The following is a 17,967-nucleotide window of genomic DNA, read 5'->3' as shown; positions in this document are numbered from 1 at the left end:
TTAGTTAGCAGGTAATTATTGTGGCCACAGATTTAGTCGCAGATCCAACAGGTGCAGGCGCGGTTGCCAATACTGGCATCCAGCAAGAAAACAAATCAGGCATGATGTCCTCTTTTGGCAGCGCTGACACACTGAAACAGATCACTATGATCCTCGCGCTGGCGATATTGCTGGCGGTTGCGGTATTTATTGTGATTTGGGCGCAGGAACCTGAGTATCGTCCAATCGGGAAAATGGATACCGAGCAGATGGTTCAGGTGTTGGATGCGTTAGATAAAAACCGCATTCCATACAAAATCGATGTCGATGTTATCAAGGTGCCAGAAGACCAATATCAGCAAGTCAAAATGATGCTGAGCCGTGAAGGTATCGACAGTGGTACGGGTGACAAAGATGATTTTCTGAACCGAGACTCTGGTTTTGGCGTGAGTCAACGTTTGGAGCAAGCCCGTTTAAAGCACAGCCAAGAAGTGAACCTAGCGAAAGCGATTGAAGAGCTGAGCAGTGTCAGTCGTGCGAAAGTGATTTTGGCATTACCTAAAGAGAACGTGTTTGCCCGCACTCAGGCGCAACCGAGTGCAACCGTTGTGGTGAATACTCGACGTGGCGGTTTGGGCCAAGGTGAAGTGGATGCGATTGTAGACATCGTAGCGTCAGCCGTTCACGGAATGGATCCAACCAAAGTCACGGTAACGGATGCCAGTGGTCGCTTGCTTAACTCCGGCAGTCAAAATGCTGTTTCTGCACGCGCCCGTCGTGAATTGGAACTCGTACAACAAAAAGAAAACGAATACCGCAATAAAATTGACTCCATTCTGATCCCAATTCTTGGCCCGGAAAACTTTACCTCTCAAGTGGACGTGAACATGGATTTCACTGCCGTTGAGCAAACTGCCAAGCGTTATAATCCCGATCTGCCAGCGCTGCGCAGTGAAATGACGGTTGAAAATACCTCGACCAATGGCACTAACGGCGGTGTTCCCGGCGCGCTGACCAATCAACCTCCAATGGATGCCAATATTCCGGAGAATGCCACGGCTGATGGCGCCGGTACGCCAACGGCAAGCAATATCCATAATGAAGCAACACGTAACTTTGAACTGGATACCACCATTAGCCATACGCGTCAGCAAGTCGGCGTTGTACGCCGCGTGAGTGTGTCGGTAGCGGTAGACTTTAAGGCGGGAACTGCGGCAGAGGATGGACAGGTCTCGCGCGTGCCGCGCACCTCTGAAGAGATGGCCAATATTCGTCGTTTGCTAGAAGGTGCGATTGGTTTTAACACCCAACGCGGTGATGTCATTGAAGTGGTGACGGTACCCTTTATGGATCATCTGGTGGACGATGCACCAGAAGTTCCAATGTGGGAGCAGCCTTGGTTCTGGCGTGCCGTAAAACTTGCTATCGGTGCTATCTTGATACTGGTACTGTTCCTGTTTATCGTACGCCCAATTATGAAGAAGCTTATTCTGTCAGAAGATAAGAATATGCCGGATGAACCTGGCTTAGGCCACGAGTTGGCGGATATTGAAGATCAATTTGCTGCTGACACTCTGGGGATGTTAGGTAAACATGAAGCAGAATACTCCTATGCAGACGACGGTTCGATTTTGATCCCCGATCTGCATAAAGATGATGACATGATTAAAGCGATTCGTGCTCTGGTCGCCAATGAACCTGAGCTTTCTGTTCAAGTAGTGAAAAACTGGTTGCAAGACGATGGCAAATGAAACAACTGAAAAAGCCCCGAGCTTTGACATCAGCTCACTGAGTGGCATTGAAAAAGCTGCCATTCTGTTGCTGAGTCTTAGCGAGTCGGATGCGGCGTCAATCCTCAAGCATCTTGAGCCAAAGCAGGTACAAAAAGTCGGCATGACCATGGCTAGCATGGACGAGTTCGGTCAGGAGCGGGTTCAAGGGGTGCATAAGTTGTTTCTGGATGATATTCAGAAGTATTCCTCTATCGGCTTTAACAGCCATGAATTTATTAAGAAAGCGCTGACCGCGGCATTGGGTGAAGATAAAGCGGGTAATCTGATTGAACAGATTGTCATGGGCTCTGGTGCTAAGGGCTTGGATTCACTTAAGTGGATGGATGCGCGCCAAGTGGCCAGCATCATTCAAAACGAACACCCACAAATCCAAACTATCGTGTTGTCGTATCTCGAACCAGACCAAGCGGCGGAGATTTTCTCGCAATTCCCTGAAAATACGCGCGTTGACTTGATGATGCGGATTGCCAATCTGGAAGAAGTGCAACCTGCAGCCTTGCAAGAGTTGAATGACATCATGGAGAAACAGTTTGCTGGCCAAGGTGGTGCGCAAGCCGCCAAGATGGGCGGCCTGAAGGCGGCGGCAAACATCATGAACTACCTCGATACCGGCGTCGAAAGCCAATTGATGGAAACCCTGCGCGAATCCGACGAAGAGATGGCACAACAGATCCAAGATTTGATGTTCGTGTTCGAAAACCTTATCGATGTCGACGATCGTGGCATTCAGACCTTGCTGCGTGAAGTACAGCAGGATGTCTTGATGAAGGCACTGAAAGGCGCCGACGATGCGCTGCGTGAAAAGATTTTGGGCAATATGTCGAAACGTGCGGCCGAATTGCTGCGTGATGATTTGGAAGCAATGGGACCCATTCGTGTCAGCGAAGTTGAAGTGGCACAGAAAGAGATCCTGTCGATTGCCCGTCGTCTGTCTGAAGCAGGCGAGATCATGTTGGGTGGTGCAGGTGCTGGTGATGACTTCCTGTAAGGTGAAGTAACATGGCTGAACATGAAAAAACGTCAATAATGGCGGATGATGAGCAAGAAGACGTGTCATCATGGGAGCTTCCAGATGTCGGGGCGTCGCTTGTTGTTCCCGAGACCAATGTGTTTGGCCGTAAGACATCTGCTCCGAAACCCGTTGCGGCCTCAAAACCTATTGCGCCACCGACCATTGCCGAGATCGAACAGATCCGCGAAGAAGCAGAACAGGAAGGTTTTGCTCAAGGCCATACTGAAGGCGTTGCCAAAGGACTGGAAGAGGGGCGACTACAGGGACTTGAACAAGGTCATAGTGAAGGTTTTGAGCAGGGCAAAGAGCAAGGTTTTGCGGAAGGATTGGCACAGGCTCAGGCATTAGTTTCCCGCTTTGACACACTTTTGACCCAATTTGAAACCCCGTTAGCCTTAGTTGACAATCAGGTTGAACAAAGCTTGCTGGGATTGGTGCAAACGTTAGTGAAAACGACCTTGCATCATGAGTTGACGACACATCCAGAACATCTGCTCGCTGCCCTACGGGCCGGCGTAGATGCCTTACCTATGCGTGAACAGCGCGTCGATATCCGTTTGCACCCTGACGACTTTGTCCTAGTTGAACAGCTCTATGGTGAAGAGCAACTGCAGAAAAATCACTGGCAATTGCAAAAGGATCCTGGACTGACTCCCGGAGGCTGCATTGTTGAGTGTCATCGTTCACAGGTAGATATGCAGCTAGAGCAACGACTTGCCGCCGTGTTGTCCACAGTGGAACAACAGCAGCAACGCTTACAGCAAACAGAACAACAACTGCAAACCGACATCGAACAACATATTGAGCAACATGCGCAATCCGCTGAACCGGACTCCGACGCGGAGGTAAGTGATGATGACACAGCGTCAGACTCAACTGCTGAATAGTCTCTCCAATCTACAACAAAAAATTCCGCCATATCGACCAGTGTCCAGTGGCCAACTCGTACGCGTGGTGGGACTCACGCTGGAAGCAAGTGGTTGCCGCGCCCCGGTCGGAAGCTTATGTGAGATTGAAACCAGCGAAGGTTCGCTCGATGCCGAAGTTGTGGGTTTTGATGACCAATTACTTTATCTAATGCCAGTTGAAGAACTGCGAGGGGTAGTGCCCGGTGCGCGCGTTACGCCTAAAGGTCAGCAAGCAGGCTTAAAAGTCGGTATGCAACTGCTGGGACGGGTGCTGGATGGCAGCGGTTTGCCGCTGGATGGTTTAGGACCTGTTAATGCGGATCAAACTACCTCAACTCACGCGCAGCCCATTAATCCGTTGGCTCGACGTGCCATTTCAGAACCGCTCGATGTCGGCGTGCGCGCCATCAACACTATGCTGACCATAGGTAAGGGCCAGCGCATGGGGTTATTCGCAGGTTCTGGGGTTGGTAAGAGTGTGCTCCTCGGCATGATGACCCGCGGCACCTCGGCAGATGTGATTGTGGTGGGGCTAGTGGGTGAGCGTGGTCGTGAGGTAAAAGAATTCATTGAAGAGATTTTAGGTGTTGAAGGGCGCAAACGCTCAGTCGTCATTGCGGCACCAGCGGATACTTCACCGTTAATGCGCTTACGTGCTTGCGAAACCTCTACCCGGATTGCCGAATACTTTCGCGACCAAGGTTTAGATGTACTGCTGCTGATGGATAGTTTGACTCGTTATGCGCAGGCGCAACGTGAGATTGCACTGGCTGTGGGTGAGCCGCCTGCGACCAAAGGTTATCCGCCATCAGTATTTGCTCGCTTGCCACGTTTGGTTGAGCGCGCCGGAAATGGCGGCGATGGTCAGGGCTCAATTACAGCCTTCTATACGGTGCTGACGGAAGGCGATGACCAACAAGATCCAATCGCTGATGCCTCAAGAGCCATTCTTGACGGTCATATTGTGCTGTCACGGAGTTTAGCGGATTCAGGACATTATCCAGCGATTGATATCGAAGCGTCGATTAGCCGGGTTGCGCCTATGGTGATCCCGGCAGAGCATTTGGAAGCGATGCGCCGGGTCAAGCAGGTCTATTCGCTCTACCAGCAAAACCGTGACCTGATTTCAATCGGTGCATATTCTCAGGGGAGCGATCCTCGTATCGATAACGCCATTCGTTTGCAGCCTGCCATGAACGCATTTTTACGGCAGCGTATGCATGAAGCGGTGAGTTTTACCGATAGTCAACAAATGCTTGGGCAGCTGGCTGCTCAATGCAAAGTGTAGTGCTTAGCGTATGGCGAAAGATCCGTTACTGACAGTGCTCAAACTCGCGCAAGAGGCAGAGGAGCAAGCGGCGCTAAAACTCAAGGCGGCACAGCTCGAATGCCAAAAACGTAATGCGCAGCTGCAGGCACTTCATAGCTATCGGCTTGACTATATGAAACAACTGACAGGCAAGCAGGGGCAGCAGATCCGCGCCGAAGCATATCAACAGTTCCATCGCTTTATTCAGCAAGTGGATACCGCCATTAAGCAACAGAATGCAGTCGTTCAAGAGGCGGAACAGCAAAAGCTACATCGACAACGCTATTGGATGGAAAAGCAGCAAAAACGTAAGGCGGTCGAATTACTACTGGAAAAAAAGGCGGCTGCCGCCGAAGCCAAACAGCTCAAGCAAGAACAGAAAATGACCGATGAATTTGCCGCTCAGCAGTTTTTTCGACGGAAATTAAATTAGCCATGGCCTGTATTGCGGCGGTACACAGCGAGCGCTGTCGCTAACTTGTTAATATGTTGGCTTGTTATTTGCTTAGATTCTGCAGAACGCCAAATATCAGCTACCGTATCGCCTTAAATTGACCTTGATACGGCCTTGGAGGATCGCATGCAGCAGTTAGCTAGCCAAATGTCGCCCAGTAACAGCAGTGCACAAACAGTGTCATCAACGGATAAGATGTTGATGACAGGGAAAAGCAACGCTTCAGAAAATCTTCAAGAAAACGCTAGCTTTAACGACGTCTACCAACGCGCGCAGGGAATGCTTGAGCGTCCACAAAAGCCGCGTCAACACATCGAACCTTACCAGCCGCCAGCATCGAATAAGACAGTTGCGACAGATGATGTTCCGGCTAGCGATACAACGGATGCGGTTGCCTCGACCCTGCAACAGATTGCCTTAGGAAAAAAGTTGCCGGATGAATCGGCAACAGAGGATGAACTGTCGACCGCTGATATGATGCAGTTTTTGACTAAATTGTCTCCCGCAGTAAAGCAGCAGTTATCTGAGTTGTCGGACGATGAGCGGCAACAACTGAGTGACGTACTGCATGGCATGTTAAACATGCTCATTGGTAATGCTGAGATGGACGATACCTCGGCAACTGACGGCGACGAAAATGCCAGCATGTCGCTGCAACAACTGTTGGCGACAATTTCGCAGGGGGGCGAGCAAGACTCAGTTGCGTCTGATAACGATGCTACGCCTGAAGATCTACAACAGTTGCTCGCTTCTATAGTGCAGCAAGCACAAGTGGGAAATAACACTGGCGAGGCAACGCAAAGTGCGGCTATGGATAGTGATTCTTTAGCTAAATCAGATGAGCTGTTGGCGAATAGCGCGAGTGCCGATACTCAGATCACAGCTGAAGACGCCAAAGATTCTGCCGCAGCGACAAATGTAGAGGAATCACAGACGCAAGAAGACGACAAAATCGCGCAACTCGCCGTAACGCTCGTGGCTGCGCTAGTGGGAACTCCCGCCACGGCAAATGCGATTAATCAAGTGAGCAGCAATGCTAATGCTTCCGATAATGCCGCCTTGGTTCTCAACAACAATTCCGCGGCGAAGCAATCACAACAGGCTATTTTGCAGCAATTAGCACAGTTTTTCGGCGCTGCTGCGAGTGATGCAGAAGCGCAAAATACCGCAGATACAGCTAATGGGGCGAATGATTTTAGTGACAAGATCGCATCACTACTAAAAGCGGCAAGCGCTGACAATGTGGCGGCAGTCGTCAGTAATAAGGCTGATAAGGATTCAGACGGGCAATTACTGAAATCTTTGGCTGGTGCTGATAGTGTGGCGGTAAAAGATGCAAGCTTGATGGGGGGGCAACTGCATCAAGCTCAACATCAAGGGACTCAGTCACAGAATATGACGCAATACCAAATGTCGTTGCGGCAAACCAATGAACAACAGGTGCAACAACAAGAGCTGATTCAACGTTTTGCGCCAGCGATGAAACAGCAACTGCTGACCATGGTGAAAGACGGTATTCAACATGCTGAAATTCGTCTTGACCCGCCAGAATTGGGCGCAATGACGGTAAAAGTCCAGGTGCGGGGCGATCATACTCAGGTTCAGTTTCATGTAACGCAGACTCAGGCAAAAGACTTGATCGATCAGGCGATGCCGCGTTTACGCGACTTATTGCAGCAACAAGGAATGAACTTAGCGGATAGCCAAGTCTCTTATGGCGGTTCTGGACAGCAGTCACAAAGTGGCGCTACTGGCGATGGCTATTTTGCGGGGAACGGTGCCGGAACGGCAGATTCTGATGAAACTTCAACCGAAGTAGCAATTCAGCCGTTAAATATTTCAGAGAGTTACGCTTCAGGTATAGATTATTACGCTTGAGAAGGTAACCTATTAGCACTTCAGATTTCGTGAGTCAGGCAAGGGTAGGCGAATGGCAGAGCAACAGCAAGAGCTAGAGCTGGCAGAAAAAGACGGTAAGAGTAAAAAAATGCTGATTATCATCATTGCTGTTGTAGTGATCTTGATTGGCGGTGGTGCTGCAGCATTTTTCTTATTAAGTGGTGGTGATGATGCGCCAGTGGCTGCCGAGCAGGCGACAGCAGAAGATGCTGCAAACGCTGCAACTACCAGCCAAGAGGCGCAATATGTGCCGATGCCGAGACCATTTCTGTTCAATGTTGCGGGTACTGCCAGATCTCGTTTAGTCGAGATCAAAGTGCAACTCATGGTGCGTGGCGAAGAAAATGACACAACCTTGAAGAAACATATTCCGTTAGTTGAAGATGCGTTGTTGACCACCTTTAGTGGTGCCAGCGAAGAAAAGCTAAGTACTCAAGCGGGTAAAGATGAGTTGCGACAAGTCGCGTTATTGAACGTGCAAAATACGCTGCAACCTATCACTGGGCGAAAAGTGGTCGAAAAGGTGTTGTTTACCGGATTCGTCATGCAGTGATGCTGTCAGACTGACTTTTGATGCTAGGGCGAAATTGTGAGCGATATATTAAGCCAAGACGAAATTGATGCGCTGCTCCACGGCGTGGATGATGTTGAAGAAGAAGAGATTGATGCGGGCGGGCAGATAGCGCAGTCATACGACTTTTCTTCGCAAGATCGTATTGTTCGTGGCCGTATGCCAACCTTGGAAATCGTCAACGAGCGATTTGCACGTCATTTACGTATTAGCATGTTCAACATGATGCGCCGCTCAGCAGAGGTTTCTGTGAACGGTGTGCAGATGCTGAAATTTGGTGAGTACGTACACACGCTGTTTGTGCCAACCAGTTTGAACATGGTGCGCTTTAGTCCGCTAAAAGGCACAGCATTGATCACCATGGAAGCCCGTTTAGTATTTATTTTGGTAGACAACTTTTTTGGTGGTGATGGACGTTTTCATGCCAAAATCGAAGGACGTGAGTTTACCCCCACTGAACGTCGCATCATTCAGTTATTATTGAAGATTATTTTTGAAGATTACAAAGATGCGTGGGCACCGGTGATGGATGTTGAGTTCGATTATCTCGACTCAGAAGTTAACCCGGCAATGGCCAACATCGTCAGTCCTACAGAAGTGGTGGTGGTGAGTTCATTTCATATTGAAGTCGATGGTGGTGGTGGTGATTTCCACATCACCATGCCGTACTCGATGATTGAACCTATCCGTGAACTATTGGATGCGGGCGTACAGAGTGACAAGCAAGATACTGACATGCGTTGGTCGCAGGCATTGCAAGATGAGATCATGGATGTTGCTGTCAGTTTAGATGCTAAATTGGTTGAAAAACAGATGAGTTTACGTGATGTCATGGAGCTCAAAGCCGGCGATATTATTCCGGTGGAAATGCCTGAACATCTGGTGATGAAAATTGAAGACTTACCTTCATATCGCTGTAAATTAGGCCGAGTTAAAGACAATTTAGCATTGCAGATTTCAGCGAAAATTCCTCGACCTGAAACAGTTAAGAGCGAACTTCAATTAGTTACGCGTAAGAATAAAGCCAAAGATATCTCTGAAATATAAGGTTTATTAGTATGAGCACTGAAGAGATGGATGATTGGGCCGCAGCAATGGCCGAGCAAGCTGAAGAAGAGGCAAAAGCGGTTGATCTGGAAGAGTTCAACGGTGAAAAGTCGAAAAAGATGACTGACGAAGAATCAGCCAAGCTTGACACTATCTTAGATATTCCGGTCACCATTTCGATGGAAGTCGGCCGCAGTTTTATCAGTATTCGTAACCTGCTGCAGTTAAACCAAGGTTCTGTCGTAGAGTTAGATCGCGTTGCGGGCGAACCGCTGGACGTGATGGTGAATGGCACCTTGATTGCGCATGGCGAAGTGGTGGTGGTTAACGATAAGTTTGGTATCCGTTTGACTGACGTTATCAGTCAGACTGAACGTATTAAGAAACTCAAATAATATAATGATGACTTTATTGTTGGCTGAGGCCACGACATTAGCGCCCACAGCAAGTACCACAGTGAATCACAGCGGCGTTGACTATACCTCTATTGCGGGAATGTTTGGCGGGCTATTAGTTGTATTACTGCTAATTTTTGTACTTGCCTTTATCGTCAAACGACTCAACTTAGCCACTGGTAATAGTGCCGCGATTAAAGTCAAAGCGCAGTCTGCTTTAGGGCCGAAGGAGCGCGTTGTGCTGGTGGAATTAGATGGCCAGCAGTATCTGTTAGGTGTGACCTCTCAGCAGATTTCGCTGCTGGATAAGTATGATTCACCGGTCAATATTGAGACGACCTCATTTTCGCAACGTTTGAAGCAGGTGAGGGCAAGTCAACAATGAGATATGTGACGGTACTATTGTTGCTATTGGGGGGGAGTCTGCCAGAACTGGCTTGGGCACAGGATGGGCTTTTTCCCGCGGTAACGGTCACCACAGGAGCCAATGGCAATACCGAGTATTCGGTTACCATGCAGATCCTGCTGTTGATGACGGCGCTGAGCTTCTTGCCTGCGATGCTCATCATGCTCACCTCGTTTACCCGCATAATCGTAGTACTGTCAATTTTGCGGCAGGCCATCGGTTTGCAGCAAACCCCATCAAATCAGGTGCTTATCGGTATCAGCCTGTTTATGACCTTCTTCATTATGCATCCCGTGTTCGAGAATATTTATGATAATGCGGTGCAGCCTTATATGAATGAAAGTATGACGCTGCAGCAAGCCTACGATACTGCGCAAAAGCCGCTTAAAGCCTTTATGTTGTCACAGACCCGTAATACTGATCTTAATTCCTTTATTGAGATTGCGGGTTATACCGATATCAAAACGCCAGAAGAAACACCAATGACGGTGGTGATCCCTTCATTTATCACCAGCGAACTTAAAACCGCGTTTCAAATTGGGTTTATGTTGTTTATTCCGTTTTTGGTGATTGACCTAGTGGTCGCCAGTATTTTGATGGCGATGGGGATGATGATGTTATCGCCTATGATTGTCTCATTGCCATTTAAGATCATGCTGTTTGTATTGGTAGACGGCTGGACGCTGGTGATGGGAACTCTTGCTGGCAGTTTCGGGAATTAGGAGGACGTATGTCACCTGAAGCCTTTGTTGATGTGTTACGCGAAGCATTATCGATTATTGTCATCATAGTGTCTGCCGTGGTTGTGCCAAGCCTAGTGGTGGGCCTTATTGTGTCAGTCTTTCAGGCGGCGACCTCAATTAACGAACAAACCTTGAGCTTTTTACCACGCTTGCTGACCACGTTATTGGCGTTGATGTTCATCGGCCATTGGTTGGTGCAGACGCTGATGGACTTCTTTATGGAGATGGTGCAGCGGATCCCGCAAGTGGTGGGTTAGCATGGACTTTCTGTTTGCGACTTTGCAACAGACCATAGCGGCGTATGCGTGGCCGTTATTTCGTATCTCCAGTATGTTGATGGTGATGGCAATTTTTGGTGCCACCACAACCCCAACCCGAGTGCGACTGTTAATGGCGGTGGCCATCACAGTTGCTGTTGCGCCTATGTTACCGCCGATGCCAAAAGCGGATTTACTCTCAGTCGAATCGACTTTTATTACCCTGCAGCAAGTCTTAATTGGCGTGACGATGGGATTCGTTTCGCTGATGTTAATGCAAATTTTTGTGTTAACTGGACAGATCATCGGTATGCAAACCAGTCTCGGGTTTGCCTCTATGGTGGATCCCTCTTCTGGGCAGCAAACACCGGTAGTGGGTAATTTTTTCTTGGTACTGACCACGCTGATTTTTTTAAGTGTTGATGGTCATCTGGTCATGGTGCGCATGCTAATCGCCAGTTTTGACTCCATTCCAGTCTCGACCAGTGGTCTCGATATTGGCACTTATAGAAAAATCGCTGAATGGGTTGGGTATATGTTTGGTGCGGCGCTAACGATGTCGCTGTCATCCATAATCGCGTTATTAGTGATTAACTTATCATTTGGTGTGATGACGCGAGCCGCGCCGCAATTAAATATTTTTGCCATTGGTTTTCCGGTGACGATGATCGGTGGTCTAATTATTTTGTGGTTGACCTTGGATCAGATCATGGCCCACTTTGGTGAGGTTTGGCAGAGCGCGCAGGTACTCTTGTGCGATGTTGCTGGCTTGCAATGTAATCTTGATGGAGTGCCCTAATGGCGGAAAATCAGGACGGTCAGGAAAAAACCGAAGAAGCCACCTCGCGAAGGTTAGAAGAAGCCCGTGAGAAAGGCCAAGTTCCCCGCTCTCGGGAGTTGGGGACGTCTGCCGTGTTACTTGCGGCGGCACTTGGCTTTGCGATTGCCGGGCCAAGTCTGACTAGTGGCTTATCCACGATGATGAAAAGCTTGTTTACCATTGAACGAGATCAGATTTTTGATACTCGCAGTTTGTTCAATGTCTGGGGAACAGTGATATCTGAAATTGGTTTGCCAATTCTTGGATTTATCGCCTTTCTTGCGTTGGTGTCCTTTATCGGCAACATAGTCGTTGGCGGGATCAGCTTTAGTGCACAAGCCATTACGCCTAAAGGCAGTAAGATGAACCCGCTTAGCGGCTTCAAGCGTATGTTCGGTTTGCAGGCGCTAGTGGAGCTTACCAAAGGCATAGCAAAGTTTTCTGTCGTAGCACTGGCCGCTTACTTACTTTTATCTCTTTATTTCCCCGATATTTTAAATCTGTCGCAGGACCACTTGCCGGGCAACTTGTTGCACGCCATGGATCTGCTATGGTGGATCTTTACTCTGTTGTGTGTGTCTACCTTGCTGATTGTGATTATTGATGTGCCCTATCAAATCTGGAATCACAACAAACAGTTACGTATGACTAAACAGGAAGTAAAAGACGAATATAAAGACACTGAGGGTAAGCCTGAAGTGAAAGGACGCATGCGGCAACTGCAACGCGAAATGGCGCAACGTCGCATGATGGCCGAAGTCCCCAAAGCGGACGTGATTGTTGTGAACCCTGAGCATTATGCGGTGGCGGTGAAGTACGATGCCAAAAAAGCTGCCGCACCCTATATTGTGGCGAAAGGTACTGATGATGTTGCCTTTAAAATCCGCGAAATAGCGCGCGAATATAACATCACCATTGTTTCTGCGCCGTTGCTTGCGCGGGCGATTTATCACACGACCAAGTTGGATCAGCAGATCCCTGAAGGCTTATTTACCGCGGTGGCGCAGGTACTCGCTTACGTGTTCCAACTGCGTCAATACCAAAAAGGGCGGGGGCGTAAACCCACCCCAATCCCACTCAATCAGCCTATTCCTGATGAGTTCAAAAAGTATTAAACGTTGTTACTAGCTGGCTAATTTATCGACGTTCAAGGCTATGTCGCGTCGTTGTGATGGCGCTCAATCACTATTGGCGCGAAGTTTGCTTTTACCCTGCAAAGTGTCAATTCTCAGGCTGACGTGATGGATGTAAGAGCAACTCTAGGGCAATGGCGCCAGGTTCGACCTGCCAATTTTAAAGGCGTAGGGACGCCGTTATTAGTACTGGCAACTCTGGCAATGATTGTATTGCCAATGCCTGCATTCCTGTTAGACATCCTGTTTTCTTTCAATATCGCGCTGGCGCTGGTGGTGCTGCTGGTGGCGGTTTATACCAGTCGACCGCTAGATTTTGCGGCATTTCCTACTGTCTTGTTGGTCGCGACCTTGATGCGTTTGGCGTTGAACGTCGCCTCAACGCGGGTTGTATTGCTGGAAGGTCATAACGGCGCTGACGCCGCCGGTAAGGTGATTGAGGCATTCGGCTCGGTGGTTATCGGCGGTAACTATGCCGTGGGTCTGGTGGTGTTTCTTATTCTGATCATTATCAACTTTGCGGTAGTGACCAAAGGTGCTGGTCGTATTTCTGAAGTTAGTGCTCGCTTTACCTTGGATGCGATGCCGGGTAAACAAATGGCGATTGATGCAGACTTAAACGCTGGCATTATCAATCAGGAACAAGCCCGTTTACGCCGTGCAGAAGTTACCTCTGAAGCTGATTTTTACGGCTCAATGGACGGTGCCTCCAAATTCGTAAAGGGTGACGCAATTGCCGGTATTTTGATTCTGGTAATTAACATTCTCGGTGGTTTTATCATTGGTATGGTGCAGCATGGACTCGACTTTTCCCAAGCTGTCGAAATCTATACCTTGCTGACCATCGGTGACGGTTTGGTGGCACAAATCCCTGGACTGTTGCTGTCAATTGCCGCAGCGTTAATGGTGACCCGCCAAAATGAAAGTGGCGACATGGGCGAGCAGGTCGTGCAGCAAATGTTCGACAACCCTAAGTCGCTGATGATTGCTGCTGCAGTATTGTTCATCATGGGCATAGTGCCAGGCATGCCACATTTGGCATTTCTGAGCTTTGCCATTGTGGCCGCAGCAGGCGCTTACTTCATCAATCGTCGTAATGAAAACAACAAGAAGAAAGCATTGGAGCTGGCGAAAAACGGTCCGGTTGAGAAAGCGAGTGCAGAACCTAAAGAATTGAGCTGGGACGATGTGCGCCCTGTCGACACAATAGGTCTAGAAGTGGGTTACCGCCTGATCCCGTTAGTGGATAAAGGTCAAGGTGGCGAACTACTCGGACGGATTAAAGGTGTTCGTAAGAAGTTATCGCAAGAGTTGGGCTTTCTGGTGCCAGCGGTTCACATTCGCGATAATCTGGATTTGGCCCCCTCTGCTTATCGTATTTCATTAATGGGTGTCGCTTCAGGTGAAGCGGAAATTCGTCATGATTGCGAGCTCGCAATCAATCCCGGCCAAGTGTTTGGCAAATTAGACGGTGTAGAAACTAAAGATCCTGCCTTTGGGTTAGAAGCGGTATGGATTGCGCCAGAGATGCGTGAGCATGCACAGACTCTTGGCTATACCGTTGTTGACGCCTCTACCGTAATAGCAACCCATTTAAGCCAATTGCTCACGAATAATGCCGCTAAATTGCTCGGCTACGAAGAAGTACAGCAACTGCTTGATATGCTGTCTAAACGCGCGCCTAAGCTGGTGGAAGGTTTTGTTCCGGAAGTGATGAGCCTAGCAACAGTAGTAAAAGTGATGCAGAACCTGCTGAACGAAGGCGTATCGGTCCGTGACCTACGCACTATTGTGCAAACCCTGTTGGAATACGGACCTAAGAGCACAGATCCAGAAGTGCTGACCGCCGCTGTACGTATTGCGCTGAAACGGATGATCGTACAGGAGATTGCTGGGCCGGAAGATGAAGTACCTGTCATTACTTTGGCGCCTGAGTTGGAACAAATGTTGCATCAGTCAATGCAAGCGACAGGTGGCGACGGCCCTAACATCGAACCCGGTCTTGCGGAACGTATGCAGCGCTCCATGATGGAAGCTGCACAGAAGCAAGAAATGGTGGGACAACCGGCTATTTTGCTGACCTCTGGTATGCTCCGTGCCACACTGTCACGCTTTGTTAAGCACACAATTCCAAACCTAAGAGTGATCTCTTATCAGGAAGTGCCTGACGAAAAACAGATTAGAATTGTCGCGGCAGTAGGCCAGTAGGAGTAAGCAACAGTGAAAATTAAACGTTTTTTTGCCAAAGATATGCGAACTGCACTGGCGCAGGTGAAAGACACTTTAGGCTCTGATGCTGTCATCATGTCCAATAAAAAAGTAACCGGCGGCATCGAAATTGTCGCTGCTGTCGATTACGACGAGCCTCAGCCAAAAACGGCACCGCCACAAACGGCTATTTTCTCTGATATTAGCGACGATAAAGTCTCCATTGGTCACGTAAAAACCGAAACGCGCCCAGCGAAAGCTGCCGCCCCCGCCGCCGATTCTTTGCAAGCATTGCTCGAGCGTCAGCACGCTCGCTTAAAACAGCAAATTAACGATAACAATGCACAACAGACTGTGGCAGCGGAAACGCCTGCTTGGGCGTTAGGCTTGGATAAGCCGCAGCAACCAGAACCGCGCAATGTTGCAGATAGCTTGTCATTCAACAATCACAATGCCAGTAAAAACAATAATGCTAAGCAAAGTAAAGAATTAGAATCTATGCGTGAAGAGTTAGCGTCGATTCGTAATTTGCTGACGCATCAAATGAATGCTTTGATGAAAGATCAGAAGAATCGTACTGACCCTGTTGGCGCCATGCTGGAGCGTAAACTGCTAGAAGCAGAATTTTCACCAGCGGTGTCTGCGCAGCTTGCTTCGTTGAGCGAGCATTACACTCCGGCCGATTTAGTACGGGCGTTGCCACAGGCGTTAGCGAATTTACTTGATAACAAAGGTGACGATGTCGTGCGCCAAGGCGGTATAGTCGCGTTGGTTGGTCCTACCGGAGTGGGAAAAACCACAACATTGGCTAAAATTGCAGCGAGATTTGTCGCGCATCACGGTCCAGATTCAGTCGTACTTATCACGACCGACCATTATCGCATCGGAGCCTTTGAGCAATTAGCAACTTATGGCAAGATAATGGGATGTCCAGTAAAACAAGCCAATGATCTTAAAGAGTTGGAACAAATTGTCTATCAATTCCGCAATCGTAAACTGGTGTTGATCGATACCGCTGGAATGGGACAACGAGATATGAGATTGTGCGAGCAACTCGACAACTTGGCCGCTAACAGCCGTTTACCAATTCGCAGTTATTTGGTGTTGTCATCAACGGGACAACGTCGTGTGTTAGAAGAAGCGGTAACGCATTTTCAGCGAATTCCGTTAGCGGGTGCAATTTTGACTAAACTCGATGAATCAGTTTCTTTAGGGGCTGCATTGAGTGTATTGATTCAAAGTGGTTTATCATTGAGTTACATCACTGATGGCCAGAGGGTACCTGAAGACATGCAAGTCGCAGATACCCTGTCGTTGGCAAAGCAAGCATTAGCCTTGTTAAACAAGACAGAGACACAAGAATTTAACCCTAGAGCCAGGTCACCAGAGATGACCTATGCATTTGAGTAAAGTTATGACCCGGGACCAAGCGAGCGGTTTACGAAAAATGAATCAGGAATATAACGACAAAGTGAAAGTAATAGCCGTTACTGGTGGCAAAGGCGGGGTAGGTAAAACGAGCGTCTCCATCAATACAGCTGTTGCATTAGCAGAGAAAGGTAAGCGTGTTGTTGTACTCGACGCAGACCTTGGGTTGGCAAACGTGGACGTGATGTTGGGCCTGCGTGCCGAACGCAATCTTTCCCACGTGCTGTCAGGCGAAGCGGAATTAGATGATGTCATTGTCAGAGGCCCGAAAGGTATTGGGATTATTCCTGCGACTTCAGGTACTCAGGCAATGGTGGAATTGAGTCCAGCACAACATGCTGGGCTTATCCGCGCTTTTAGTGAAATGAAAACCCAATTCGATGTGCTGATTGTAGACACCGCTGCTGGTATTTCCGATATGGTGCTGAGTTTCTCTCGCGCTTCTCAGGATGTGCTGGTGGTTGTTTGTGATGAGCCTACCTCAATTACCGATGCTTATGCGCTGATCAAAATCCTCAGTCGCGAGCACGGTGTGTTCCGCTTCAAAATTGTTGCCAATATGGTACGAAGCTTGCGCGAAGGCATGGAATTATTTGCTAAGCTGAGTAAAGTTACAGACCGATTTTTAGATGTCGCGTTAGAATTGGTGGCAACGATTCCGTTCGATGAAAACTTGCGAAAATCAGTACGTAAGCAAAAATTGATTGTAGAAGCGTTTCCTAAATCTCCAGCCAGTATCGCTTATCATGGATTGGCAAATAAAGTGATTAGTTGGCCAATTCCACAGCAACCGGGTGGCCACTTAGAGTTCTTTGTGGAGCGACTGGTTAAAAAGCCAGAATACCAAGAGGAAGGTGCGAGTGAATAAAGTGGCAGCGTATGCTGGAGCAAACGATAAGACCCTTATCGTTGAGCAGTATGCGCCACTTGTTAAACGCATAGCGCATCATATGTTGGCGCGTTTGCCTGCGTCAGTTCAAGTTGATGACCTGATTCAGGCCGGCATGATCGGCTTGTTGGAAGCTTCATCCAAATATGATGGTGGCAAGGGCGCAAAATTTGAGACCTTTGCTGGTATTCGCATCCGAGGTGCCATGATTGATGAAATTCGTCGTGGTGATTGGGTGCCTCGTTCAGTTCATCGCAATCAACGTATGATTTCTCAGGTGATAGATGAATTAGAACAGGAACTCGGGCGAGATGCGCGCGATACCGAAATTGCAGAACGACTTAATATTTCGTTGGATGAATATCATCACATACTTACAGACGTATCTGCTGGTAAAATAATAGGAATTGAAGATCTTGGAGTATCTGCCGATGTAGTGGTGTCGGAAGATATGATTGAAAACGATACCTTTGAAAGCTTGGCATCGAGTCAGTTTCAATCAGCGCTGACTGAAGCAATAAAACAAATACCGGAAAGGGAAGCGTTGGTACTGTCGCTCTATTATGACGAAGCACTTAACCTAAAAGAGATTGGTGCTGTGTTGGATGTAAGCGAATCGCGAGTGAGTCAGATCCATAGTCAGGCGATGCTTAGACTAAAAGCCAAGCTCAAACACTGGACCCAGATATAGAACTAATTGTGAGCCGTAGATAATT

The 17,967-nt window shown here is 48.4% G+C and carries 18 protein-coding genes; all 18 read left to right on the top strand.

From position 1 onward, the window contains the following. The first annotated feature begins 20 nt into the window (after positions 1-20). The 18 genes from fliF to HR45_RS13535 all read left to right on the top strand — a co-directional run bounded on the left by fliF (position 21) and on the right by HR45_RS13535 (position 17,942). Positions 21-1,730 (top strand): flagellar basal-body MS-ring/collar protein FliF, encoded by a 1,710-nt coding sequence (gene fliF / locus HR45_RS13620; RefSeq protein WP_037443871.1) that lies wholly within the window; start codon positions 21-23, stop codon positions 1,728-1,730. Next, positions 1,720-2,760: a flagellar motor switch protein FliG gene (gene fliG, locus HR45_RS13615; RefSeq protein ID WP_037443869.1), complete on the top strand. Its 1,041-nt coding sequence runs from the start codon at positions 1,720-1,722 to the stop codon at positions 2,758-2,760. Before fliF ends, fliG begins: the two co-directional genes overlap by 11 nt. A gap of 11 nt (positions 2,761-2,771) precedes the next feature. Then, a complete protein-coding gene (gene fliH, locus HR45_RS13610) occupies positions 2,772-3,671 on the top strand; it encodes a flagellar assembly protein FliH (protein WP_037443868.1) in 900 nt (299 codons plus the stop codon). Then, positions 3,640-4,980, top strand: a complete 1,341-nt coding sequence (gene fliI / locus HR45_RS13605) for a flagellar protein export ATPase FliI (protein ID WP_037443953.1) — start codon at positions 3,640-3,642, stop codon at positions 4,978-4,980. Before fliH ends, fliI begins: the two co-directional genes overlap by 32 nt. 10 nt (positions 4,981-4,990) lie before the next feature. Next, entirely contained in the window at positions 4,991-5,434 is a 444-nt protein-coding gene (fliJ, locus tag HR45_RS13600; protein ID WP_037443866.1) for a flagellar export protein FliJ, read from the top strand. Positions 5,435-5,581: 147 nt separating this feature from the next. After that, positions 5,582-7,333, top strand: a complete 1,752-nt coding sequence (locus HR45_RS19090) for a flagellar hook-length control protein FliK (protein WP_052074738.1) — start codon at positions 5,582-5,584, stop codon at positions 7,331-7,333. 52 nt (positions 7,334-7,385) lie between these two features. Continuing rightward, a complete protein-coding gene (gene fliL / locus HR45_RS13590) occupies positions 7,386-7,907 on the top strand; it encodes a flagellar basal body-associated protein FliL (protein WP_037443865.1) in 522 nt (173 codons plus the stop codon). A gap of 36 nt (positions 7,908-7,943) precedes the next feature. After that, positions 7,944-8,972: a flagellar motor switch protein FliM gene (fliM, locus tag HR45_RS13585; protein WP_037443863.1), complete on the top strand. Its 1,029-nt coding sequence runs from the start codon at positions 7,944-7,946 to the stop codon at positions 8,970-8,972. An 11-nt stretch (positions 8,973-8,983) separates the two neighbouring features. Next, entirely contained in the window at positions 8,984-9,367 is a 384-nt protein-coding gene (gene fliN, locus HR45_RS13580; protein WP_037443862.1) for a flagellar motor switch protein FliN, read from the top strand. A 4-nt stretch (positions 9,368-9,371) separates the two neighbouring features. Next, the gene (gene fliO / locus HR45_RS13575) at positions 9,372-9,752 is read left to right on the top strand and encodes a flagellar biosynthetic protein FliO (RefSeq protein ID WP_037443861.1); all 381 of its coding nucleotides are present in this window, start codon (positions 9,372-9,374) and stop codon (positions 9,750-9,752) included. Further along, positions 9,749-10,495: a flagellar type III secretion system pore protein FliP gene (gene fliP, locus HR45_RS13570; protein ID WP_037443859.1), complete on the top strand. Its 747-nt coding sequence runs from the start codon at positions 9,749-9,751 to the stop codon at positions 10,493-10,495. Before fliO ends, fliP begins: the two co-directional genes overlap by 4 nt. 8 nt (positions 10,496-10,503) lie before the next feature. Further along, entirely contained in the window at positions 10,504-10,773 is a 270-nt protein-coding gene (gene fliQ / locus HR45_RS13565) for a flagellar biosynthesis protein FliQ (protein ID WP_037443857.1), read from the top strand. Between the two features lies 1 nt (position 10,774). After that, positions 10,775-11,572 (top strand): flagellar biosynthetic protein FliR, encoded by a 798-nt coding sequence (gene fliR / locus HR45_RS13560; RefSeq protein WP_037443855.1) that lies wholly within the window; start codon positions 10,775-10,777, stop codon positions 11,570-11,572. After that, positions 11,572-12,708 (top strand): flagellar biosynthesis protein FlhB, encoded by a 1,137-nt coding sequence (flhB, locus tag HR45_RS13555; RefSeq protein ID WP_037443853.1) that lies wholly within the window; start codon positions 11,572-11,574, stop codon positions 12,706-12,708. Before fliR ends, flhB begins: the two co-directional genes overlap by 1 nt. Positions 12,709-12,834: 126 nt before the next feature. Continuing rightward, entirely contained in the window at positions 12,835-14,934 is a 2,100-nt protein-coding gene (flhA, locus tag HR45_RS13550; protein WP_037443851.1) for a flagellar biosynthesis protein FlhA, read from the top strand. 12 nt (positions 14,935-14,946) lie between these two features. Then, positions 14,947-16,344 (top strand): flagellar biosynthesis GTPase FlhF, encoded by a 1,398-nt coding sequence (gene flhF, locus HR45_RS13545; protein WP_037443849.1) that lies wholly within the window; start codon positions 14,947-14,949, stop codon positions 16,342-16,344. A gap of 4 nt (positions 16,345-16,348) precedes the next feature. Then, positions 16,349-17,230 (top strand): MinD/ParA family protein, encoded by an 882-nt coding sequence (locus tag HR45_RS13540; protein WP_037443948.1) that lies wholly within the window; start codon positions 16,349-16,351, stop codon positions 17,228-17,230. Continuing rightward, positions 17,223-17,942, top strand: a complete 720-nt coding sequence (locus HR45_RS13535) for an RNA polymerase sigma factor FliA (protein ID WP_037443846.1) — start codon at positions 17,223-17,225, stop codon at positions 17,940-17,942. Before HR45_RS13540 ends, HR45_RS13535 begins: the two co-directional genes overlap by 8 nt. Positions 17,943-17,967 lie beyond the last annotated feature (25 nt).

Origin of the sequence: Shewanella mangrovi (assembly GCF_000753795.1) — a bacterium.
GTDB classification, from domain to species: Bacteria; Pseudomonadota; Gammaproteobacteria; order Enterobacterales; family Shewanellaceae; genus Shewanella; species Shewanella mangrovi.
The sequence above is the reverse complement of the archived record's forward strand: the minus strand, read 5'-3'. Positions and strand labels throughout refer to the sequence as shown.